This is a genomic window from Bacillus infantis NRRL B-14911 (assembly GCF_000473245.1).
Taxonomy (GTDB): Bacteria; Bacillota; Bacilli; order Bacillales; family Cytobacillaceae; genus Bacillus_AB; species Bacillus_AB infantis.
In genome coordinates this window covers 2,668,910-2,691,578 of sequence record NC_022524.1, presented here as the reverse complement: position 1 = coordinate 2,691,578, position 22,669 = coordinate 2,668,910, and the positions used below count along the sequence as shown (strand labels likewise).

The following is a 22,669-nucleotide window of genomic DNA, read 5'->3' as shown; positions in this document are numbered from 1 at the left end:
ATAACTAAAAATAACTGGATAAATTTCAGAATAGAATGATAATATTAAATAGACTAATTAGTTTATTTAGGGGGAATATCAGTGGGATCAGCTCTTGTTACGTTAAGAAATGAGTCTATTTTTGTAAAGCAAATGGGGGAAGGCGAACCAATCGTTTTTTTGCATGGGGGACCAGGCGGGGAGCATGGCTTTTTTCTCCCCCATCTTGCCCCCTTGTCTTCACAATTCAAGCTGGTATTTTATGATCAGCGCGGCTGCGGCAAGTCTTCTTTTCGTGAAGAAGCCATTTATACTATGGGGGAAGAAGTTGAAACTTTAGAATCGTTAAGAGAGCATCTCAAAATTGACAAACTGAATCTTGTCGGTGAATCCTGGGGGTCGATGCTTGCCCTGTTATATGCTTCCAAGTATCCGGAAAACGTGAATAGGCTTTTTTTGACCGCCGCTGTCGGTGCCAAAACAGAAGGCTACGTAAATTTTGGCCGCCTGCTGATGGAAAGGCTCTCTGAAGCAGAGCTTGAGCGCTTCCATCAAGTTACAGAGGACTATAAAGAAGGCAAGGCAGCTGCTGCAGATATCTTTCAGATCATCGATCCATATTATTTGTTTGATAGTGCCAATCTTTCCAGGAAAACTGAGACGAAAAGCAATACTATTGTAAATTCACAGATCGGGGAAGATATTCTGCAAAATTATGAATCCAGCATCAATCCAGCTGCTCTGGCTGATATCCCTGTTATGGCAGCACAGGGTGTAAGGGATATACTGACCCCCGATATGCTGGAGGAGCTGCTGCTTTCCCTTATTCCCCATGCAGCAATAGAAGTGATACCTGAATGCGGGCACTGGACTGCGATTGAACAGCCGGCAATATTAATGGAAAAAATAATAGCTTTTTTCAAAGGAGAAAAGTAATGATTGAAATAAGGCGCTTGTCGGATTGCAGTATAAATGAAGCAGTGACGGCTTGGAACAAAGGGTTTGAAGGATATTTCTTTGATGCATCGACAACACCGGAAAAGTTTGTTGCACGGATGGCAGCTGAAGGACTGTCGCCGGATTTGTCTATTGTCGCTTTTGCGGAAGGAAAGCCGATCGGGATTGTAAAAAGCGGCATCCGGGAGTTCAGGGGAAGGAAGATTGCCTGGAATGGCGGTACAGGTGTTGCTGCTGCCTGGCGCAGCAAAGGGGTCGGACGCATGCTGATTGATGAATCTATTAAAATATACAAAGAGGAAGGCGTCCAGCTTGCCACGCTTGAGGCAATCAGCGAGAACAGCAAGGCAATTGCCCTTTATGAAAAACTGGGCTACCAGAAAGCTGATAGTCTGGAATATTTGGAGCTGAAAGGCTGCCTGGAGCAAAATCCTGTCAGATTGAATAACCAGCATTCTTATCTGGCAGAGTATGTTTATCCCCAGGAGGCTTCCTCGCTGAGCTTCTACAAAGGAACTGCCCCATGGCAGACTTCCTGGCAGAATGCAAAGGATGGCGAGGCTCTGATTGCATTGGATAACGGAAGTGCAGCTGGCTATGCTGTCTTCCGTAAAGGTTTCACAGCTGAAGGAAGGCATGCTGCAACCACTTTGTTCCAAATTCAAGCTGACCCAGGAAGAAAAGATTGGCAGGAAATCATCACCTTTCTGCTGACTGAAATTTTTGGGGACTTCAGTGATGAAATTCGAAGAGTCATACCTAACTTTCCTGTTAAGGACAACAGAGAAACGTATGAACTTTTGTCAGGTATAGGATTTACTCCTGCCGTAAAGCAGGTTTATATGATAAAAGAGTTATCATAATGGGGGCCATCAAATGAAGGTATTAATCATTGGCGGTACAAAATTTATGGGGCCGTATGTGATAGAAGAGCTTATTCAAAAAGGCCATAGTGTTGCAGTTTTTAACAGAGGGCAGACTGAAGTATCCATGCCGGAGGATATAATCCGCTTTAAGGGAGATATCAATGATATCACTCATCATAAAGATGAGCTAAGAGGCTTCCGTCCAGATATAGTCCTTGATATGATTCCGTTTACTGAAAAGCATGCTGAGACTGTGAGGGGAATTTTTGAGGGAACAGCAGACCGGCTTGTGGCCATCAGCAGTGCAGATGTGTACCGGAGTTTTGGCCGGCTCCTCGGAACGGAGCCGGGAGAACCGGTTCCTGCACCATCCAAAGAAGATTCTCCATTGAGGGAAAAGCTTTATCCCTATAGAGAAAATGTAAGTGAGGAACACTTTTATTATCATTATGACAAAATTCCCGTAGAAAAAGTCTATATGGAAAGCGAAAAGCTGAAAGGCACGGTCCTGAGGCTTCCAATGGTGTATGGGCCAGGTGACAGACAGCACAGACTTTATCAATATATTAAGAGAATGGCAGATAAGAGGCCGTATATATTATTAGATGAAGTTCACAGCCGGTGGAAGACTTGCAGGGGATATGTTGAGAATGTCGCCCATGCCATTGCAGCGGCTATCGAAAACCCCAAGGCTGCCGGAAAAATTTATAATGTCGCAGAAAATAATTTTTCGGAAAGAGAATGGGTCAGCAGGATTGCAGAAGCGGTGGGCTGGCAAGGCTCAGTAGTGGAGGTGGAGGAAGGGCAGCTTCCCTTAGGCATAAATGCCAGGCAGAGTATTGATCTTTCATCCGATAAGATAAGAAATGAACTGGGCTATAAAGAACGCATTTCATTCGGGGAAGGGCTTCAAAAGACAATTGAATGGGAGCTTAACAATTCGCCTGCAGAACCAGCTGCGGAAGATTTTAATTATGATAAAGAAGATGAGATCATCAGGGAATTTGAAAAAAGAATCTAATAATGCAGGGAATGCAGAGGTCCGCACTGTTGAAAAACAGGCTTAGAATTTACTTCAATAACTGAATAGTTCGAATTCAGCACATTAACTGAAAAACCTGCAAAATCTGCCGATATGTCATATGAACGAGCTGACAACAGAGAGAGAGGGAGCTTAATGAGAATGACAATCGGGAGTAAGCTGTTTGCGGGGTTTTCAGGCGTGCTTATACTGCTGGCAGCGATGTCGGTGATCAGTATTACGCAAATTAAATCAATCGACAGCCAATATTCAGAGCTGATAGATGACCGGGCTGCAAAGCTAGTGAAAATCAAAGAGCTTAACATTAATATTGCAGAACAGCAGAGCAATCAGGGCAGCTACCTGGCACTTGGCGAAGAGAAGTATTTGAAGCAGTTTGAGGAAGGTCACTCTGCCTATCTAAAATTAAGCAAGGAGCTTCAATCCACAATCAAACGGGAAAAATCGAAGGAATTATTTAAGGACCTAAATAAACTTGAACTGCAATATTATCTTTTTTCCCAGTCTGTTTTTCAACTAAAGCAGCAGGGAGAAACGGAACAGCTGGAGATACTTGTATCCAAACAGCAGATCGTGGAGAATTTTAACAAAAAGGTTAAAGAGCTGTCCCTATACCAGGAAGAACTGATGGCAGATGGGCAGTCTGCTGTGTCTAAGGATTCCGCAGGGATTATGCTTGCCGTCTCCTTAATCGGATTTGCGGCCATCCTTATAGGCATCCTGGCCGCTATCCTGACAGGAAGAACCATTACCAGGCCTGTTAAGCTTCTTGCGGCTGAAGCAAAGGAAATTGCAGGCGGAAACCTGGCAGTCCGGAAGCTGAACGTCCGGAACAAAGATGAAATCGGCCTATTGGCAGATTCTTTTAATCTGATGGCACATAATTTGAGGAAAGTTATCCAAGATACTGCTGAAAATGCCGAACAGGTGGCAGCTTCGGCCGAACAGCTGACAGCAGGGGCAGAGCAGTCAGGGGCTGCAGGAAGACAGATTGCCGCTGCCATGAATAACGTGGCGTCAGGTTCTGATAAACAGGTGCAATCGGTAGAGCAGGCTTCTATTACAGTAGGGCGCATGTCTGCCGGTGTAAAGCAAATCGCAGATAATGCGGCTGCTGTTTCCGAGACTGCCGCTGGTGCAGTCAGCCTGTCAGCAGAGGGCGGCAAGGCGATCGGTTCTGCAATCGAACAAATGAGTTCTATTCATGAAACCTTTGCAGGGCTGGAAGAGGTTATTAAAAAGCTTGGACAGCGGTCACATGATATTACGCATATTATAGAGGCTATTACCGGGATAGCGGATCAGACCAATTTGCTTGCATTGAATGCAGCAATTGAAGCAGCGCGGGCTGGTGAGGCTGGAAAAGGATTTGCAGTAGTCGCCGACGAAGTCAGGAAGCTTGCCGAGCAGTCAGCAGATTCTGCGCAGCAAATATCCGGTATTATTGCCGCCATTCAGCGGGATACCGGAAAAGCCATTTCTTCGATGGCCGATGCAGGCAAGGAAGTCGAAAGGGGAATATCTGCAGTTGAGGAAGCAGGCGGGAGTTTTAAAGAGATTGGGGACTCTGTATCAGGGGTCACAGCACAGATCGAAGAGGTTTCAGCCGCCGTGCAGCAGCTTGCAGCAGGAGCCGAACATATTGTACGGGCGATCGATGATATAGCTGCTGCAGCCGAGGAGTCGGCTTCGAGCACCCAGGAGGTTTCTGCTTCAACCGAAGAACAGCTTGCATCCATGGATGAAATGTCAGAATCAGCTGCATCGCTCGCGAAAATGGCAGAAGAGCTTAATGAATCAGTAAGCAGGTTCAGATTGAATTAGTAAAGCAATTGGCATCGCGTCAGCGGTGCTTTTTTTCTTAACATCCTTTAATCGTGATGGAAATAGGTTCGGCGGCAGGAGTAATGGGCAGGTCATCAGATGAAGGGTCGAAAATAAAGGGGCTCGGGTTGTCATTATTAAAAAGGATCTGTTCAATGGCACCAGCTGCATAATCGATTGATTGAAAACTCAAGGTCCGCTGATTGAATACAGACTCAACAGGCACGGAAACCATCAGAGAATAACAGTAGCTTTCTTTTAGAAAACTGACCTCCATACGCAAATTCCGCTCCGTAAAGATATGGGTTATGTCACAATCCCTGTAATACATAAGATTCAGAAGCATATTCCGGATTTCTTTTTTTGTGGTCATCCTAATTCCTCCTATCCAGCAAGATGGGATGGGACTAAGAAAAGTCTGAAGGATCCCCTATTGAATTCTTACTCTAATACTAACAGGTAATTCCGCCACAATCGATAAGCATTTATGTCTATTTATGGCAGTGCTTGGCGGTATTTGGCAGATGTAGCTGAAACGCTACGGTATCTGGAGAAAAATGCAGGGGAATTGTGTGGAGAAGCTGGCTGACCGGTCAAGTCCAGGAAAATATTTTTTTACCGAAAAAAAGATGGTCCCATTGGGTAGGCCCATCTGCCGTCAATTAACAGCTGCATGAATGTGTATGGCAGAAAATCGTGCCGCAGCGTGTACAAATATCAGATTCAGAGGCTATTACCTTCTGACCGCATTCTCCGCATGCTGCTATTGGAGACACATGTATGCCATTATTAAAAAATATGTCCGCCTCAAGAGATTGAACCTGGTTTTTTTGTTCCACAGGAGAAAGGCATTGAAAATCAACATAAAAATCTTCTGTTATAAGATTTTTTATTTTCTTGCTCCCCATATAAATTCCCTTGGCCAATCTGACGAGGCTATAATTTCCGCCGCTACCTTTCATAATATATAATTCTCCCGGTTTCACTGAACCACTCCTTTATATACTACTTTCTGCAAAAAGGGGCGAATCCCTTTTTAAACAGAATTAATAGTGTTGTAATATATCAATATAATAATTAGAATAAAAGGTAAAAGATGGTTTGAAATTTGAACTGCTGGGAACGGGCCTGGCAGTTTTATTTTTTTTGAAATTATGAAGTGTTTATAAAGTTTTCTTAGATACATGTATCATTTTATATAATGGACTGGAAGGGGAGGGGCATATGGCAAAGCAAGCAAGACTGCTGCTCGTGGAGGATGATGGGCAGATCGCCAAAATCATTAGTGATCATTTACGGAAGTATGGTTTCAGTGTGGCATGGGCATCTACCGGAAAAGAGGGGCTGGAGGAATTTGCTGCAGAGGCCTTTGATCTTGTGCTTGTCGATCTAATGCTTCCTGAGCTGGACGGTTTCACGCTGCTGCGGACCATCCGGAAGACGCATGAAATTCCAATGCTGATCATCAGTGCAAGGTCAGAAGATGAAAGCAAGGTGAAAGGCTTTAACCTGGGAGCGGATGATTATATCACAAAGCCGTTCAGCCTTGAAGAGCTGAGTGCCAGAATTACCTCCCATTTACGCAGGTACAGAAGATATCAGGGAGTAAATGATACCAGCAAGGTGAATGTCTATCATAATGGCCTTTCAATCGACTTTTCTCAAAAAGCGGTTCACTTGGACGGTCAATTGCTGAATCTGACTGCAAAGGAATATGAGCTGCTGCATCTCCTGGCTAAAAATCCTTTTGAAACTTTTTCGAAAGAAGCTCTGCTTGAAATGATCTGGAAACAGGAGGATATTTCTGCAAGCAATACGGTAACCGTGCATATCAAAAGCCTGCGCAGCAAGCTGAAGGATACTTCCAGGTCAGCTGTTTTTATACAGACAGTTTGGGGTTCCGGCTACCGTTTCATTGGAGAAGATAAGGATGAAAATTAAAACCTGGCTCAGAATCAGTTATCTCGCCGTGATGCTGCTTCCTCTGCTGTTTCTTTTTCTGCTGTACTCGAGCATATCTGAGTGGGACAAACAAAGAGATATTACGGAATACATGGAAGTGCAGCAAACAATGCAGGAGCTCAGCCCCAAACTGGATAACAATGATCTTTATCAGATCCAGCCGGCCAGCCGGTACGAACAGATCAAACAGCTATCCAGCGATAAGCTCAAAATTTCTCTTTACCGCCCGGATGGAGTCTCTCTTTTTTCCTCCCTTGAAGACCTGTCAGTGAACAGGCTCCAGCAGAGGAGGCAGGAAGATCTGTATAAAGGGCTCCATGAAATGGAAAAAAACATGAGATCTTATGTGGTGAAAAAACCGGTATTTGCGGATGGCAACTTGATAGGGATTTATGAGGTCACCTTTGCCCGGCAGACCTGGATGAAAGGCGTTGAAAACCGCACCCTCCTTTATGGGGCATCATTAGCCGTCTTCCTGCTGGCAGTGTATGCGGCAGCAGCGCTCGTGATAAACCGAAAGCTGAATCGGCCCCTGCAGCGGCTTGAAAACCAGATGGAGCTTTTTGCCGGCGGAATGCCAATAGAAAAAGAACAGACTGCAGGAGATGAAATTGGTGCACTTTACGAAGGCTTTTATCAGATGAAAACTCAGCTGGAGAAGTCCCAGGAGGAAATCGTACAGCAGCAGAAGGAAAAGGAATTTATTTTAGCAGCATTGTCACATGATATGAAAACGCCGCTCACTGTTATCCAGGCTTATGCAGAAGCATTGACTGGCAGCCGGCCATTAAGTGCAGAGGAAAGCAGTGAATATAAAGAAATACTGCTGGAGAAGCTCGGCTACATGAAGCAGCTGATCGATGATCTCGCCCTTTATGCATCCCTGCAGACCGGCCAGAAAAAAATTGAACTGGCAGAGGTGGAAGGTGAAGAGTTTTTTGAATATCTATTGGCCGGATATGAAGAGCCCTGCCTAAAAAAAGGAATCAGTCTGCAAGTGGAAACAAAGGTCAGCGGGATATACAGCCTGAATGCAAGCCAAATGCTTAGGATAGCTGATAATCTAATGGCAAACGCCATCCGGCATACCGGTGAAGGCAGCACCATCCTGGCAGCTGCTGTCTCTGCAAATGAATCACTGCCTGAAGCTGTTTACTCTCCATTTAGAAATGAACTGGAAAAGTGGAGAAAAGGTGGAGCAGTACTTCTGGTACAAAATGAAGGAAGCTATATCCCGGAACAGCTGCAGAAGACTATCTTTCTCCCATTTGTCCAGGGTGAAGATTCAAGGGCTCGTGGAGGGAGCTCCGGTATCGGGCTGAGCATCAGCAAAATGCTGATGGAGCAGCATGAAGGAAAAATCAGTGTATGGTCCAGTGAAGGTGATGGAACCCTTTTTGCCTGCTGGATTAGAGAAAGGAAGGAAACCAAGAATGAGATTTAAAAAGATGATAACAGCAGCAGGTGCAGCGGTCATGATTCTATCAGGCTGCAGCGGAAGCATCAATGTTTCTTCAGATGAGATCGTTTCCAATGTACTTGAGTCCGGAAAAGAACCTGCAGCTTATTTTGGAAAAGGATCTTACAAGATTTATAGTGATGGTGAACTCACCGAGGATGCGTCTTTTGAAGAATATGCAGACAAAGACGGAAAAAGGAAAATCATCATGGAGAACAGCGGAGAAAATGGAATGCGGTTCATTGCCATCAATGACGGCAAACAGCTCATCAGCTATGAGGAAGGAAGCAATACGGCACAATCAATAGATATCAGTGGAGCTGAGCTTCCAGCTGCTATGACGCAAAAAGAGCAGATCACCGGTATGCTTGAAAATCTCAGCGGCACGCATTCATATGAAGTGGCCGGTGAAGAAGAGATGATCGGAAGGGATGTTTATCATTTGAAAATAAATGCCAAGTCAAAGGAAAACCTGCTTGGCGATATGGAATTCTGGGTTGACAAAAAAACATGGTTTCCGATAAAGTCAGTTTCCAATTCAGGGGATAACCGATCAGAAGTAATCTATGAAAGTGTTGATTTTTCCCCGGATTTTGCAGCTGATGAATTTAAGGCAAATCTGCCAGAAGATGTTGAGATCGTATCGATCGATTCCAGTATGGAAGCAACTGAGGGCACTGCAGAGCAGGCTGCAGAAAAGTTGGGCAGGCCAATCCTGATCCTGGAAGAAAGCTTAGAGAGAATTGAATGGACAGAGCTTGGCGGAGAATTGGCACGGACCGAGGTGACTGCCTATTATTCCAAAGACGATATACCGAGCTACAGCATTTCAACATTCCCGGTTCCTGAAGGAGAGGATATGGATCTTGGCGGAGAGGGAGTCACTGTAAGGAATACAGCTGGTTCTTTTGAGAAAGAACTCCGCATGATCAGCTGGGATGAAGAGGGACTCCGCTATGTGCTGATGATTGAACATCCTGATTTGAGCAAAGAGGAAGTCATTAAGGAACTTGAAGACATGGAGCCTGTCAGCTAAAGGAGGAGAATCATGCTGCCTAGTATAACTGAAATGATGTTCCCGATATTTTGGGGATTTGCCATTGCCGGAATCGGTCTGCTGATCGGGATTAATCACCGAAAATGGGCAGCTGCCGCTGAAATCCTGCTGGCTGCTGCTTTTATCGGCTGGATGATTTATAAAAATGGATTTCTGGATAGCCTTTTGCTGATTTCCCTTCTTTCTACTTCCTATTTCTCCCTTTTTCTGGCGGGAATCGGCTATAGAAAGTACAGGGAGCTGAAAGAGGAGCTGGGCAGGATAGAGGCGGAAGAATGGATAGTCAGCCGGAATGCAGCTAGAATCTGGACTGATATTCTAATCAGCCTGGCCGTCTTTCTGGGAGCCATTTTGTTTTTGATATATGGTCCTGAGGCCAGTCCGCTTAAGGTATTTCTCCTTTTCGGCCTAATAGCTGCCGGGGCAGAACTGGGAAAACGTGTAATAGTCTTTGTTACTTTAAGAATCTATTTTTCTGAAGAAAACAATATGCTGTTCATTGTTTCCAGGCTCGATTGCAGAGAGCTGCCTCTGTATGCTTTGAAAGAATACAGGGAAGAAGAAGCGGCAGATATTTTGAGGCTTCACCCCCTGCTGACTCTATTTACTTCAAACAGCGATTTTACAACTAGTCTGGGGCAAGTTCAGCGTTTAGGGTCTGCAAATGAAACGATCTACCTCAATATAGCCGATACAGACAGGCTGAAAGAAATGATCAGCTGCTATCCGGAATGCCAAACAGGAAAAGAAGCTGCAGCTGTTCTTCCTCTTTACCACTGGAAAAATTTGAAGCGGCTGGCGGGAAAGCTTTACTATGCGGTCACAGTCAAAGGAATCTCAGCATACACATCGATCATTCTTATCCTCTATTTCCTGGAGGCGAATTCCTGGGCCATTGCAGCCTCAGCTTTCCTGTATTGGCTCATCAATTTATACCTGTCTGATAGAGTTTTGAAAATAGCGATGGATGCAAAGGAAATTGAAAATGCAGAAATCAGGCAGATGGCTGAGAGGATTTTTGCAAAGGCGGGGATTCCGGGAGTAAAGGTATATGAAACTGACTCTCCGCAATATAATGGCCTTGCCACTGGCATGAATATTGGACGCGGGATGGTAACAATAACAACAGCTACATTATCTCTGCCCCCATCAAGCATAGAAAGCATTCTTGCCCACGAAGCCATACATGTTAAGAAGCGGGATGTACTCTGGTCGCAAATCTGGAGGATTGCCTATTTTTTGATGCTGGCATTATGTGCATGGCTTCTTTTAGACAGGGTTCCTGATATTACTGAATATCCTGTTCCGGTTTTTATTGGCGTCTGGCTCCTCATGATGTTTCTGCCTATTTATCAATCTTTTATTTCCCAGTGGATGGAAGTAAGAGCAGACCAGCTCGGGGCACAGCTTCTTAAGGGAGGCTATAGCCAAATGGCTGGCGGCCTTGCTGATCTGGCAGAAAGGCAGGATCATGAAGTCAATCAGTCAGCCGAATACCGTGCAGCAAAAGATGAAAAAAGGAGAGTCATCTCCTCGCTTGAACGCGACAAGCTTATATGGCGCCTCATTGAATTTCAGTTCATGCCCCATCCGCCTATGTATTGGCGTGTGCAAACCTTGAAAAACAGCTCTTCCCCTAAAGGGATGATCAAGAGATGGGCCGCAGACAGGATGAGGGAGTCTTTTACAAGATAAGGTATGAATGACCTGTGCTTTCTTTAGGGAGAGAACAGGTCATTTTTTTTCCTTGCTTTAAACAGCTGCCCGGACGATATATCTGGAATGAGTAATGGCCAATCCTCTGGAAGCTGCATACTGATTGAAAATCCTGGTGATTTCAGAGCCGTATTTTTCCTTGACGAATGCTGTTATAGATGGCAGCTGTCCGAAACAGGCCAGTTTGATGACGTCCAGCGGTGACTTGAGATATTCAATACTGGTCACCTCTTCAATTGTCGCATTCGTAAAATTGGAATTCTCTGCACGATTCTCCAGTCCTTTTAGAATAGGAGTACCCGTTTTTTCTTCAAATAGAACCGGAAACAACCCAGGCAATTCCCGGCCCTGACTGTCGCCCGGATGAAGGCCCAGGATATGCCCGCCGTCTTTCACCGCTCTCTTTAAAAGAGGGTAAGCAGAAGTGGGTCCTTTTCTAATATAGGCAAAATCAAACTCCTTATTGGCAAATGGCAGGCCGCTTTTTGTATTTGCATTGATAAAAGATACATTAGGCATCCGCTGTCGATGCCCTTCCATGATGAACGCCTCTGATGCATCAACCCCCACAATTTCCTTGGCAAATGAGGCAAAGTGCATGGTAAAACGGCCTTCCCCGCACCCCACGTCAAGAACTTTCTGATTGACCGACAATTCTTCAGCCTCGCTGTCAAATATAGATTCTCCATTCGGCTCATTAATGAATGAATCCCAAGGATACAGATATTTTCCTTCCAATTTGCCGAGCTGTTCATACCATTCGATTGAATGTGGTGCCAGCCAGCCCTGAATAGAAGTGAGTTTTGTCAATTTGTTTCCTCCTTTCTGTCAGTCACTAAGTATGTTTTCTGCAGGTTGTGGTGGTTTTCCTGTTTTATGGAAAAATAGGTAAGTATACAGTTGAATTATTCAGTTTGACTGTATAAACTAAAACTATACAGTTGAACAAGATTAAAGAGGAGGGCAATATGAAAAGAGATAAGCATCTCCCGCTTACAGAAACGGTTTATTATATTTTATTATCATTGCTCGAACCGGCACACGGCTACATTATCCTTCAGAAGGTAGAAGAGCTGAGCGGCGGGGAAGTCAGGATGGCTGCAGGTACATTGTATGGAGCATTGGAAAATCTGCAGAAGCTGAAATTCATTCAGCCTGTTAAAAGCGATGACAGCAGGCGGAAGGTATTCGTCATCAGCGAAAAAGGAAAGGAAATGCTGCTCCTGGATTATCAAAGAATGCAGCACATGACCAGGATCACGGAGGAAGCGTTAAAAGAATAGGAGGAGAACAGAATGAGGAAGTTCAAATGGTTCTTTGATTTTGATAAAGAAGCGCTTTGGCTTAATAAGATGGCAGGCAAAGGATTTCTGCTTGAGTCCAAGACATTTGGATACCGGTTCCGCAAAGCAAAACCAGTAAGAGCTAATTATAAAATAGATTTCAGGCAATTTTCCTCGCAGGGCGACTTCGATGATTACCTGATGCTCTTTAGGGACAGCGGATGGGAACATATATCTGGAACTAAAACCTCAGGATCTCAGTACTTTATACAAGCTTCATCTGAAGCTGAAGCAGATATCTTCTCAGATGCCGATTCAAAAGCTGGGCGGTACAAGCGCATGTCAAAGATGTATCTCACTTTGTTTTGGACTTTCCTGCCTATCCTGACCGCTCTGATCGTTACAGACGCGATAGAACCGATGGCTTTGCTGAATATCAAAGAGCTTTATTTTACACCGGGATTATGGGAAAAAGAAGGCGCCCGCTTCTGGTCAGCGTTTCTATTCGAGACCCCCTTCGCACTGATGAGAGGAGCCTCCTGGCTGGTTCTTCCGGCCATGCTCATCTTATATCTCGTATTCAGTGCAAAAGCGGAGCGCCTGTACCGGGAAACGAAGGATTCGGGAACCTTGAAGTATTAAGGAGAAGCGTTGTCCAAGTCATTATGGAAGTGCTGAGACCGCTTGCGGAAGGCAGGGTAGCGAGGGCGGAAGGAGGAAATGTAAGGGGAATTTTATAAGAAAGAGGGATAGTGATTACAAGCGGAGGGGCTGGAACCACTATTTGCTGTAAATAGAAAAATAATGGTCCTAGCCGGAGTAGCTGGAACCACTATTTCGTGTAAAAAGAAAAATAGTGGACGGAGCAGAATCACTTCCCGAAAACATGTTAAGCTTTTTTTATTGCTTGAAAGGCCAGCCTAATCCTATTGAAAAGAGATATACAGCAGCCCAGCGAAAGGGGCCCATTTTCACCATAAACGGAAATCATGATCAATTAGTCACTGGAGGAACTTGCTTTCACCTTATATACGTTACCTTTCACTTAAGCTGCCTCCCGGCGGCTTTTTTCTATTCGCTGCTTTCACCGCTAGGTTTCTAGTATACAATAGGGAAGCAACATCCAATATTAAGAAAATCTTAAGATATTTATAAAAGGAATATTAAGATTTGCTCTTTATGATAGATACATAAGCAGCTGCTAAGAAGGTAGGAATAGGGGAATGGAAAATTATAATGTACTTGTGGTAGATGATGAAAAAGAGATCCGGGACGCGATTGAAATTTATTTAAAAAACGAAGGAATTACGGTGCTGAAGGCGGGCGATGGCATTGAAGCGCTCGAGATGCTCAATGAACACCAGGTCCATCTGATCGTCCTGGATGTGATGATGCCGAATCTGGACGGCATTTCAGCAACTTATAAAATCAGGGAGAAAAAGAATATCCCGATTATCATCCTGAGCGCGAAAAGCGAGGATACCGACAAAATCCTGGGGCTGCAGGTCGGGGCTGATGACTATGTAACCAAGCCTTTCAATCCTATGGAACTGGTCGCAAGGGTTAAGTCACAGCTGAGAAGATATGTGTCATTCGGGACGTTTGAAGGCATCAGAAAAGTCGTGGATCTGAATGGCCTGACGCTTGAAAAGGAAACAAAGGAAGTCAAGGTTAATGGCGAGCCTGTCAAGCTTACACCGATAGAATATAAAATAGTAGAGCTGCTCATGCTTAATGCCGGCCGGGTATTTTCCATCCAGGAGATCTATGAACTGGTCTGGAAGGAACCGGGCTATAATGCAGAAAATACGGTTGCCGTACATATCAGGAAAATACGGGAAAAGATAGAGATCGATGCAAAAAATCCAAGATATTTAAAGGTGGTTTGGGGAGTTGGATACAAGATGGAAAGGTAGGCTGATGATTGGCGTATGGGCACTTTTGTTCACCATTTTCATCAATGGGGTGCTTTCAGCTTTTCTTTTAGCAAGCAATTATTCTCATCGTGATTTTTTTCATTCAGATTCTTTCATGTATTCAGTTAATGAAGCAGCCGGATATTTAAGCATGTTTGAGCTGCATGATCTTAACTTAGCGGAAGCCAAAGAGGCCATAACGGTATCAGACGCTGAAATTGAGGAACATCGGACGAGATACGGTTCCCTGCCGGCACAGATAGATAATATCAATGCACAGTACGAAGCTGTCATTATGGGTGCGGCCGATTCCGGAAATATTGAAGCAGAAGAAGGTTTTATCAAGGAAAGAGATGAAAAAATCGCTGACATTACAAAGAATTTTCAAAGTGATGACCATGTCAGGCCTAAGGTGGTCAAGGAAAAGGAAGAAAAGCTTGAAGCGCTTTTCAAACAAAGGGAACAGTACCGGGAAGAATATCAAACGGTTAAAAAGAACTTTCTGTATTATTTTAAAAATGACCAGAATGGAAAGGTAGTTACAAATGTTGATTTAAAAAGCGGTGAGACAGCAGAAGAGTATTTCCGTGGAGATGAAGTGCAGTTTGCAACAAATTTTTACGTGGGGCCAGATTCATTTTTCTATACTCTGCCCCATGAAACTGAAATGATTGATCCCCTTCTGAATGCCATTGGCGATTATGAAGGGAAAATTGCTGTTGCCTCCAGTATAGGGCCTTCAAATTCATTTTATTATGAAAGCCAAGCTTATAAGCTAAATCAATTGGTACTTGGAATTATGGCTGCCGCTGGTATGGCTGCTTTCCTTCTCTGGATAATGGTCACGCGCAGATCTGCGGCATTAAAAACCGAAATGGGAAAATGGGTGCCTTTTTATAATAAGCTGCCGATCGATACCAGAATTCTCTTTTTCCTGCTTTCTGCCCTGGGTGCATCACTTTGTATGCCTGTCATTATAGACTGCGTCAGAAACTGGATAGAAGTCCCGTATGACAGGCTGGAGCTGATTGCATTTATTATAGCTGGAACAGTCTTGTGGGGATTGGCATTGGTGCAGTTTTTCTATATTTTAGCTGTAGTGAGGGACGGAAACCGATTCCAAAATGAATGGAAAAAGAGTCTTCTCCATGAAGGAGGAAGTGTTCTCAAAAGTGCTTATACACAATCCAAAAGAGCTTTGGAAGATGCCTTTTTACAATGGAGCACAAGCACCAAAATGCTCATCATGTTCATCCTCGTGTTTGCTATGGGAGCCCTTTCCATCATCATTCTTATAGATCCAATATTTATCATTGTGTATCTTATCATTCTATTTGGTTTGGGCACGCGGATTGCCATGAGCCTTGTAAGAAAGATCGGCTATTTTAACCGCATCGTCCAATATACGGAGGAATTGTCTTCAGGAAATCTGGGTCCGGATCTGGAAGTTGCAGGGAGATCTGTCCTGGCTGACCATGCTGCCAATGTCAATCTATTGAAGGAAGCGGTGCGGACTTCACAGAAGCAGGAAGCCAAGAGCGAGCGCCTGAAAACAGAGCTGATCACGAATGTGAGCCATGATCTCCGGACTCCTTTGACGTCGATTATCACTTATACAGAGCTATTGAAGCAGGAAGGCATCGAGGCGGATGAGAGGAAGGCGTACCTTGAAATCATAGACCGCAAATCCCAAAGACTGAAGGTTTTGATTGAGGATCTGTTTGAAGTAAGCAAAATGGCAAGCGGAAATATCGAGCTTGCCAAAACGAAAGCAGACCTTGTTCAGCTTCTTCAGCAGTCCCTAGGAGAATATGATGAGATGATTCAGGGATCAAGCCTGAATTTCCGGGTCACAAAACCTGACAAACCGCTGGCTGCTATGGTTGATGGACAAAAAATCTGGCGGGTCTTTGATAATCTGATCGGCAATATCCTGAAGTACTCACTGGAAAACAGCCGTGTGTATATCTCTATCCGGGAAACTGGCCGAAAAGCGGAAATCACTTTCAAGAATGTCTCCAAATATGAGCTTAATGATAACGCAGAAGAGCTGTCCGAAAGATTTAAACGGGGAGATGAATCACGCCATACTGATGGATCAGGCCTGGGGCTGGCCATCGCCAAATCGATCATTGATTTACATGAAGGAGAGCTTGAAATCGGGACTGACGGCGATCTTTTCAAGGTGATTCTTATACTGCCATTGGAGGAGTGAGGGGTGGAAAAATGACTGGGACAGAAATAGCAAATTCATATGAAACTCATAAAAAAAGGCTCTTCCATATCAGCTATTCTATTACAAGAGACTCTTATTTAGCCGAAGATGCTGTCCAGGAAACATTCATTAAGGCACTTAATAAGGCACACACCATTATAGACAAGGAGAAGCTGGGAGCGTGGCTGTCTGTTACTGCAGCCAGAACAGCAATTGATTTTGTACGCAGGGAACGGAAGAAAAGCTGCCAGCCTATGGAATTAGAGGCAATCGAAGCTCTGGGGAGTGTTAATAGCGAAGCGGTTGACAGCATGGTAGAGGCCCAGCTGATGGAGGCGCAGATCAATCGGGCGATTAATACTCTAGGGGATGGCTACAGAGATATCCTGCACCTCAAAGCAAGCAAGGGACTGAAGGAAAAAGAGATTGCAGAGATGCTTAACCTGAAGCCATGTACAGTAAAAACAAGATTGTACAGGGCGAGGAAAAGATTGAAGCCTTTATTTATGGGAGCGGCGAATATATAGAAGACATAAGAACTAAAGGGGCCACGAAAAGGCTCCTTTTTTGCGTATTAGGAATTGGGGCAAATACGCCAGAAAAGCATATTCTATACCCAGAATGATACTTTAGGAGCAAAGAGGTGCAACGATGAAAAGCTTGCAAACAGGCAAAAAGGAAGCAGCCGGGATGATTTATGTGGCAGATTCCTCTCCCCAAAATTGGCTGTATATTTTATTCAATACTATGGAGGAGGCGGTCCGGGCTGACAAGGAAGGGAAGGTTGTCCCGAACCTGGCGGATTATCACTGGCACAGTGAGAATGTGCTTGAACTCAGGATTAAGGAAGGAGTGAAGTTTCAGAATGGAGAGAAGTTATCGGCACTAACTGTACAGGAGAGCTTACACGAGCTGTCCAGATGGCAAGCTCCACACCCTCCGGGAACCTTCCTGAACTTTATTCCTTTCACACTGGAAGTAAAAGATGAGTATACGGTCCTCCTGAAATTTGCCGATCCGGATGGACTGGCTCCGGCAAAGCTGCGTGCAGCCCATCTGGCAAACAGGAGGTTCTGGGATACTCTCGGCTTTGGCTACCTTAAGCTTGGCAGCGGAGAAGGACACTGGTGAGTGCTGGATGCACCCGGCCCGTGGGGTACCGGACCATTTGTTTTATCAGAAGGATATTCTTCGATTCAAAATATACCAGCGTTAATTGAGAATGCCCCTTTTGCGGCTGCTTGGCTGACAGTAATGGAGGAAAGGACCCGCTATGTTATCTTGGATGCAAATAAAGCTTATCATAATCGCGGCCGGGGACCAAAGCTGGATAAAGCCGTTTTTCGGAACGACCTGACGAAAGAGCAGGCACTGGAGCTGTGCAAAAACACAGAAGGTCAGGTGAATATTGTGACTGAACTTTCTCCCGATGAGGCGGAAGGAACAGTGGCTTCCAAGTATGCCAGGCTTGTCATTTCTAATGGAAACGAAGCGGTCGCAGGGATTTTCAACAGATATCGTAAGAACGTAAATTTTGACAGTCTGTCCCTCCGCCTCGCCATTAATCTAGCCTTGGACCGTGAATTGCTGATTGAAAACGCATATAACGGGTTTGCGGAGGCACCGCCAGCCTTGACACCTTCTTTTGCACAAGATTTTCCTCCGGAGCTCAAACCATTCCCTTTTGATCCCGGGCAGGCGCGTTCTCTTCTGGCTGAAGGTGCCTATCCCAGCGGCCGGGTGCTCCGTATGGCATCTTTCCAGAAACACCAAAAGCTATTGAAGGCCACGGCAGCACAAATACAGAATGGTCTGGGCATCCAGGTGGAATATTCAATACTTCCTGCCGAACAGGAAGTATATTGGAGGCGCCTGATTGCAGAAAAGAAGTTCAATCCTCCATGGGACATTTTTATTGGTGAAGCGTCCGCGCTGTTTTACGAAGGAACACCTGCTTATTTTCACCGGGAGCTACTCGGCCGTGACGGATCGCTGCGTACCGGACCTGTTCTCAATGAGTTTGAGGAGATATATGCTAAAATGTCAGCAGAAACCGACAGGTCCAGGTTGCTGGAGGCTGCAAGGGATGTTGACCGTTTCGTCCATCATCATGCCCTGCTTTTGTTTCTTTGTGTTCCGGATAAACTTTATGCTGTCAACAAGCATGTTGATTTCAAGCCCTATGCAACAACCTTTGAACTGGCAGAAACATCGGTGGATGCAGGACATTGGTCAAGAAGATAGACTATGTTGGAACCTTAGGGTTTCTTTTTTTTGAAAAAAAGGTACTGGAAGGGCGGCCGCGAATTATATAAGACGGAACATAGTCTCTGTCAGCAGAGAGCAGGAATTGACAGGAGCAGGCGAGATTCCACTGCTACTATAAAAGCAAGGAGTGAGCGATATGGGATGGGCTGAGGGGCTTCAGAAAGCGATCGATTATATGGAGGAACACCTTCTGGATGATATTTCAATTGAGGATATTGCCTTGGAGGCAAATGCTTCCTCCTTCCATTTTCAGCGGACATTTTCGGTACTGACAGATATGTCGATTGGAGAATATCTGCGGAAGAGGAGGCTGACGCTAGCAGCGCAGGAGCTTACAACATCAGATGAAAAGGTCATCGATATCGCCCTGAAATATGGCTATGACACTCCCGAGGCTTTCGCGAAAGCCTTCCGCCGCCAGCATGGGCTGACACCAACAGATGCGCGGAAAAAGGCTGGACAGCTGAACGCCTATAATCGCCTGGTCATACAGGTAACCTTGAAGGGAGCGGAACCAATGAAGTACAAAATCATTGAAAAAGAAAGCTTTACAGCGGCAGGGATCAGAAAGGAATTTTCCATGGAAAACGGTGAGAATTTCAAAGGCATTCCAAAAATGTGGAAGCAGGTGCATGAAGACGGCATCAATAAAATCCTTTTTACGCTGAATGAACATGTTCTTGGAATTTGTGTCGATAAAAGGGGTGAGACCGGAGAGCCGAAGATGGACTATTGGATTGCGGCAGAGTGCAAAGGCGGGAAGCCGGAAGGATTAGAAGAGCTGATCATTCCTGCCTCCAAATGGGCTGTTTTCGAGGTGCATGGTGAGATGCCTGATGCTATGCAGAATACCTGGAAGCAAATCTTCTCAGAGTGGTTCCCTTCCAACCCGTACGAGCATGCTGGGACACCAGAGCTGGAAGTCTACAATGACGATGATCCTTACAGCCCGGACTGCTATTCTGAGATCTGGATACCGGTAAAATAAGCAGATTGAAGTGAAAGGGCGGCAGAAAGCTGCTCTTTTTTGCGTAAAGAAGGGTGTTTAGACTGTCTGGAGTCAGGTTATGGAATATTAGGCTTCGGGAAGCTTGTGGTTTGTGATAAATCTAGTATCTTATTGGGATTTTTTATAGGTGCAGCTGCTTTTTAATTTATTTGGCGGTTAATTCAATCAATTCAGCAAATAATACAATCATTTCGCAGGATAATCTACCGTTTTCAGCAGATAATCTACCATTTCAAAAAATATTCTACCAATTCACATTTTCAGCAGCGGCGCCGATCCAAGCAAACCTGCCGTCCCGAAACAGACACCAAACTAAAAAAGGAATGATCTTATGCTCTTTTGGCTCAGCATGGTTTTTGCCATCGGTTTTGCGCTCATCCATTTCTCCTCAAAATATATGAATTTTATTGAAGAAACCCCAAGGAGCAGAATCCTTTCCATAGCCGGCGGCATTGCCGTTGCTTATGTGTTCCTGCACCTGCTCCCGGAATTGAATGGCTATCAGGAGAGCCTGGAGGATTCGATCGGGACGGATGCTGGAAAATATATTGAGAATCATATTTATCTGATTGCCATGATCGGGCTGGCGATATTCTATGGCCTTGAACGGATTGTGAAGGTTTCTAAAAAGAAGAAGAAAGACAAGACGGAAAATCAGACTTCGGCAGGCGTGTTCTGGATTCACATCGGATCTTTTTTTATTTACAACAGCATCATCGGCTATCTCCTCATCCGCGAGGAATTTGAAAGCCCTTGGGGCATGTTTTTTTATTTTATAGCTTTAAGCATTCACTTCATCACCAATGACAGGGGGCTAAGGCGGGATCACCGGGAAGTTTATGACAAATACGGCCGCAAGCTCCTGACTGCAGCAATTATGCTCGGCTGGGTGATCGGAGCTTTTATGGAAGTCCATGACCTGATCATTTCAATCCTTGTCGCTTTCCTGGCCGGAGGAGTTGTTCTGAATGTGCTGAAGGAAGAGCTTCCCGAAGAGCGGGAAAGCAGCTTTGCGGCCTTCTGCATCGGCCTTGCCGGCTATTCAGTACTCCTTATGGTCATTTAAAAAACACACACCCATTTGTTTCTGGTAGCCGGGTCAGGGGAAGAATAGAGTAATCAATAAGAGAAAAGGGGGCCAACCAATGGATGGCATTGAAAATACTAATCTTGCCGGACGTGCCATAGACAGTATTGAAGGAGCAGCCGGGAAGTTCCCTGGCCGCAAAAGGGCGCATGCACGGGGAAGCTCCTATAAAGGAACTTTTAAGCCAAACGGAAAAGCCGCCTATTTAACGTCTGCCCCTCATCTGCAGGGTGGCGAGGTGCCGGCTATCGTCCGTTTTTCCAACAGCTCAACAAATCCTGGACACAGTGATGCCCTGACTCCTCCTAAAGGAATGGCAGTTCAATTCCAGCTGCCTGACGAAGACGTTACAAACCTTGTATGCACGACAGTTCCGCTGTTCTTTGCGAAAACGCCTGAATCCTTCACCAAAATCATCGAGCTGTTCGCCTCTATCCGAAAGGGGAAGCCTGATCCTAAATCATTAGCAGGCATTGCTAAAGACTTTCCTGAAAGCAAGGCGTTCATTGAATTGATCCAGGAGGTGAGACTGCCTGCAAGCTATGCGGCAGCTCCTTACTATTCTATCCATGCCTTTTACCTCACCACCGGGGAGGGAGGACGGCAGGCAGTTAAATTCATCTGGGAGCCGGAAGAAGGGGTCAGCATGTATACAAAAAAAGAAGCAGCCGGCCATCTTGGGGAAACATACCTCGAAACAGAGCTGGATGAGAGGCTGGCAAAAGGTCCAGTCCGCTTTACATTATCTGTGCAGCTGGGAGAAAAAGATGACCCGACAGATGATCCTACAGTGCTATGGCCGGGAGACAGGCAAAAGATTGCGGTTGGGGAGCTGACGGTCAACCGCAGGCTCGAAGATTCAAATGAAGAGTTTTTTGATCCAACCATTCTACCTGAAGGCATTGAATGCAGCGAAGATCCTATCCTCCATTTCCGGCATGAAGCCTACCATGAATCGAGGAAAAGGCGTGAAAGCGAGAAGAAGGAAGGGCTTTAAACGGGCTGCTGTAAAGGCAGCTCTATTTTTTGCTTATGTCTGCCGACCTCTTCAGCCAGCATCCTGTGATCCACACCCTTTTAAAGCCTTGGGAAGAAGTGTTTTCTGTTCTTACATATTCCGTTTCTCTAAGCATATGTTTAATGAAAAAGGAAACGGTGGCTACATTGAAAAAAATACAATTCGGCATTCCGGAAATTTTTGAGGAAAGCGCTTCAGCTTCACTTAAGGTGCTGTATGGTGATATAAAGCAAGTTTTAAAGGTGCCCATTATCAATTTTATCTTCCGGGCGCTGGCACAATACGAAAAATTTCTTTATACAGGGTGGCAGCAGGTGCGTTCCAGCATGCTCACCATGAGTGCAGAAAGGGCTGCAGCAAGTTTGAGAGAACCGTCCCTTTCTTTCGTGCCTGAACGGTACGACTGGGCGAGTATTATGGGTATGGAGCGTCTGAAAAAAGTTGAAAAAATAGTATTTACTTTCAACTATGTTAATCCCAAGCTTCTTTTGATTGCATTGGCCTGGCAGGAAAGTTTGGGGTACAGGCCGATAAAGGGCGTGGCCTTGTCAGGTGGATTGATAGAGCCGGGAATTTTACTGGGACTGCCATCCATCCGGCTGATCGATTTTCCGGAAGCTGACAGCAGGCAAAAGGAGTTACTCTGGGATATTATGACTGTGAAGCACAGCTATGATATTGCAAGTGATTACCGCGCACTTGCTTTATATCCTGAATTTCTGCAGCCGGTCTGGTCTGGGATGAAAGAGTATGTATCTTCTGATGAGTTTTCACTGAGGTCCAGGAGCATTAAGGAGCATGCCAGGCAGCTCGTCCATACAAACTTTCCTTATCCTGTTATTATCACGCCTGAAGATCTGGCGGGCATGTACTCACATAAGGATGCTGCCGGCATAATGGCAGTGATAGCCCTTTTTTCTGATTTTCTTGCAGATCTTATCATAGAAGGTGAGTGCATCCGCCGTTTTTTATATGCGCCATTAAAATCCGGTTGATATTTTTATTCCTCTA

At 45.1% G+C, this 22,669-nt stretch carries 22 protein-coding genes; 19 read left to right on the top strand and 3 right to left on the bottom strand.

The features are described 5' to 3' along the window. Positions 1–81: 81 nt before the first annotated feature. The 4 genes from N288_RS13615 to N288_RS13600 all read left to right on the top strand — a co-directional run bounded on the left by N288_RS13615 (position 82) and on the right by N288_RS13600 (position 4,668). A complete protein-coding gene (locus N288_RS13615; RefSeq protein ID WP_022543995.1) occupies positions 82–915 on the top strand; it encodes an alpha/beta fold hydrolase in 834 nt (277 codons plus the stop codon). Next, on the top strand, positions 915–1,799 hold the full coding sequence (locus tag N288_RS13610) for a GNAT family N-acetyltransferase (RefSeq protein WP_009793307.1): 885 nt from the start codon (positions 915–917) through the stop codon (positions 1,797–1,799). The genes N288_RS13615 and N288_RS13610 overlap by 1 nt, the downstream gene beginning before the upstream one ends. A gap of 13 nt (positions 1,800–1,812) precedes the next feature. Next, complete coding sequence (locus N288_RS13605; protein WP_009793308.1) at positions 1,813–2,823, top strand: NAD-dependent epimerase/dehydratase family protein; 1,011 nt, start codon at positions 1,813–1,815, stop codon at positions 2,821–2,823. Positions 2,824–2,979: 156 nt separating this feature from the next. Next, complete coding sequence (locus N288_RS13600) at positions 2,980–4,668, top strand: methyl-accepting chemotaxis protein (protein WP_022543994.1); 1,689 nt, start codon at positions 2,980–2,982, stop codon at positions 4,666–4,668. A 37-nt stretch (positions 4,669–4,705) separates the two neighbouring features. On the opposite strand, the gene N288_RS13595 is transcribed toward N288_RS13600, so the two are convergent. Then, a complete protein-coding gene (locus N288_RS13595; protein ID WP_009793310.1) occupies positions 4,706–5,041 on the bottom strand; it encodes a hypothetical protein in 336 nt (111 codons plus the stop codon). Positions 5,042–5,330: 289 nt separating this feature from the next. Further along, positions 5,331–5,654, bottom strand: a complete 324-nt coding sequence (locus N288_RS13590; protein ID WP_009793311.1) for a hypothetical protein — start codon at positions 5,652–5,654, stop codon at positions 5,331–5,333. A gap of 238 nt (positions 5,655–5,892) precedes the next feature. Here N288_RS13590 and N288_RS13585 point away from each other — a divergent pair, with 238 nt between their 5' ends. From N288_RS13585 to N288_RS13570, 4 genes are read left to right on the top strand one after another with little or no spacing between them, the layout of a single operon-like run. Next, the gene (locus tag N288_RS13585; protein WP_009793312.1) at positions 5,893–6,609 is read left to right on the top strand and encodes a response regulator transcription factor; all 717 of its coding nucleotides are present in this window, start codon (positions 5,893–5,895) and stop codon (positions 6,607–6,609) included. Further along, entirely contained in the window at positions 6,599–8,074 is a 1,476-nt protein-coding gene (locus N288_RS13580) for a HAMP domain-containing sensor histidine kinase (RefSeq protein WP_009793313.1), read from the top strand. The genes N288_RS13585 and N288_RS13580 overlap by 11 nt, the downstream gene beginning before the upstream one ends. Then, on the top strand, positions 8,064–9,125 hold the full coding sequence (locus N288_RS13575; protein WP_009793314.1) for a LolA family protein: 1,062 nt from the start codon (positions 8,064–8,066) through the stop codon (positions 9,123–9,125). Before N288_RS13580 ends, N288_RS13575 begins: the two co-directional genes overlap by 11 nt. Before the next feature lie 12 nt (positions 9,126–9,137). Then, positions 9,138–10,841: a M56 family metallopeptidase gene (locus N288_RS13570; RefSeq protein WP_022543993.1), complete on the top strand. Its 1,704-nt coding sequence runs from the start codon at positions 9,138–9,140 to the stop codon at positions 10,839–10,841. A gap of 57 nt (positions 10,842–10,898) precedes the next feature. Here N288_RS13570 and N288_RS13565 read toward each other — a convergent pair whose 3' ends face one another. Next, on the bottom strand, positions 10,899–11,672 hold the full coding sequence (locus tag N288_RS13565) for a class I SAM-dependent methyltransferase (RefSeq protein WP_009793316.1): 774 nt from the start codon (positions 11,670–11,672) through the stop codon (positions 10,899–10,901). Positions 11,673–11,830: 158 nt separating this feature from the next. Here N288_RS13565 and N288_RS13560 point away from each other — a divergent pair, with 158 nt between their 5' ends. The 11 genes from N288_RS13560 to N288_RS13510 all read left to right on the top strand — a co-directional run bounded on the left by N288_RS13560 (position 11,831) and on the right by N288_RS13510 (position 22,653). Then, positions 11,831–12,145: a PadR family transcriptional regulator gene (locus tag N288_RS13560; RefSeq protein WP_022543992.1), complete on the top strand. Its 315-nt coding sequence runs from the start codon at positions 11,831–11,833 to the stop codon at positions 12,143–12,145. 12 nt (positions 12,146–12,157) lie between these two features. After that, positions 12,158–12,787, top strand: a complete 630-nt coding sequence (locus N288_RS13555; RefSeq protein WP_009793318.1) for a DUF2812 domain-containing protein — start codon at positions 12,158–12,160, stop codon at positions 12,785–12,787. A 581-nt stretch (positions 12,788–13,368) separates the two neighbouring features. Beyond that, entirely contained in the window at positions 13,369–14,061 is a 693-nt protein-coding gene (locus N288_RS13550) for a response regulator transcription factor (protein WP_009793320.1), read from the top strand. 4 nt (positions 14,062–14,065) lie between these two features. Then, the gene (locus N288_RS13545; protein ID WP_009793321.1) at positions 14,066–16,276 is read left to right on the top strand and encodes a sensor histidine kinase; all 2,211 of its coding nucleotides are present in this window, start codon (positions 14,066–14,068) and stop codon (positions 16,274–16,276) included. 11 nt (positions 16,277–16,287) lie between these two features. Beyond that, positions 16,288–16,803 (top strand): RNA polymerase sigma factor, encoded by a 516-nt coding sequence (locus N288_RS13540; protein WP_009793322.1) that lies wholly within the window; start codon positions 16,288–16,290, stop codon positions 16,801–16,803. A gap of 124 nt (positions 16,804–16,927) precedes the next feature. Beyond that, the gene (locus N288_RS13535; protein WP_009793323.1) at positions 16,928–17,407 is read left to right on the top strand and encodes an ABC transporter substrate-binding protein; all 480 of its coding nucleotides are present in this window, start codon (positions 16,928–16,930) and stop codon (positions 17,405–17,407) included. Then, a complete protein-coding gene (locus N288_RS13530) occupies positions 17,408–18,520 on the top strand; it encodes an ABC transporter substrate-binding protein (protein WP_009793324.1) in 1,113 nt (370 codons plus the stop codon). It abuts the gene before it with no gap. A gap of 160 nt (positions 18,521–18,680) precedes the next feature. After that, complete coding sequence (locus tag N288_RS13525; RefSeq protein ID WP_009793325.1) at positions 18,681–19,532, top strand: AraC family transcriptional regulator; 852 nt, start codon at positions 18,681–18,683, stop codon at positions 19,530–19,532. A 352-nt stretch (positions 19,533–19,884) separates the two neighbouring features. Then, a complete protein-coding gene (locus N288_RS13520) occupies positions 19,885–20,619 on the top strand; it encodes a membrane protein (protein ID WP_009793326.1) in 735 nt (244 codons plus the stop codon). Positions 20,620–20,698: 79 nt separating this feature from the next. After that, positions 20,699–21,637 (top strand): catalase family peroxidase, encoded by a 939-nt coding sequence (locus N288_RS13515; RefSeq protein ID WP_009793327.1) that lies wholly within the window; start codon positions 20,699–20,701, stop codon positions 21,635–21,637. A gap of 167 nt (positions 21,638–21,804) precedes the next feature. After that, complete coding sequence (locus N288_RS13510) at positions 21,805–22,653, top strand: halocarboxylic acid dehydrogenase DehI family protein (RefSeq protein WP_157638550.1); 849 nt, start codon at positions 21,805–21,807, stop codon at positions 22,651–22,653. Positions 22,654–22,669 lie beyond the last annotated feature (16 nt).

Coding starts and splice junctions, on each gene's coding strand:
- N288_RS13610 (WP_009793307.1), top strand. CDS start 915: ATGATTGAAATAAGGCGCTTGTCGGATTGCAGTATAAATGAAGCAGTG.
- N288_RS13605 (WP_009793308.1), top strand. CDS start 1,813: ATGAAGGTATTAATCATTGGCGGTACAAAATTTATGGGGCCGTATGTG.
- N288_RS13600 (WP_022543994.1), top strand. CDS start 2,980: ATGAGAATGACAATCGGGAGTAAGCTGTTTGCGGGGTTTTCAGGCGTG.
- N288_RS13595 (WP_009793310.1), bottom strand. CDS start 5,041: ATGACCACAAAAAAAGAAATCCGGAATATGCTTCTGAATCTTATGTAT.
- N288_RS13585 (WP_009793312.1), top strand. CDS start 5,893: ATGGCAAAGCAAGCAAGACTGCTGCTCGTGGAGGATGATGGGCAGATC.
- N288_RS13580 (WP_009793313.1), top strand. CDS start 6,599: ATGAAAATTAAAACCTGGCTCAGAATCAGTTATCTCGCCGTGATGCTG.
- N288_RS13575 (WP_009793314.1), top strand. CDS start 8,064: ATGAGATTTAAAAAGATGATAACAGCAGCAGGTGCAGCGGTCATGATT.
- N288_RS13570 (WP_022543993.1), top strand. CDS start 9,138: ATGCTGCCTAGTATAACTGAAATGATGTTCCCGATATTTTGGGGATTT.
- N288_RS13560 (WP_022543992.1), top strand. CDS start 11,831: ATGAAAAGAGATAAGCATCTCCCGCTTACAGAAACGGTTTATTATATT.
- N288_RS13555 (WP_009793318.1), top strand. CDS start 12,158: ATGAGGAAGTTCAAATGGTTCTTTGATTTTGATAAAGAAGCGCTTTGG.
- N288_RS13550 (WP_009793320.1), top strand. CDS start 13,369: ATGGAAAATTATAATGTACTTGTGGTAGATGATGAAAAAGAGATCCGG.
- N288_RS13545 (WP_009793321.1), top strand. CDS start 14,066: ATGATTGGCGTATGGGCACTTTTGTTCACCATTTTCATCAATGGGGTG.
- N288_RS13540 (WP_009793322.1), top strand. CDS start 16,288: ATGACTGGGACAGAAATAGCAAATTCATATGAAACTCATAAAAAAAGG.
- N288_RS13535 (WP_009793323.1), top strand. CDS start 16,928: ATGAAAAGCTTGCAAACAGGCAAAAAGGAAGCAGCCGGGATGATTTAT.
- N288_RS13525 (WP_009793325.1), top strand. CDS start 18,681: ATGGGATGGGCTGAGGGGCTTCAGAAAGCGATCGATTATATGGAGGAA.
- N288_RS13520 (WP_009793326.1), top strand. CDS start 19,885: ATGCTCTTTTGGCTCAGCATGGTTTTTGCCATCGGTTTTGCGCTCATC.
- N288_RS13515 (WP_009793327.1), top strand. CDS start 20,699: ATGGATGGCATTGAAAATACTAATCTTGCCGGACGTGCCATAGACAGT.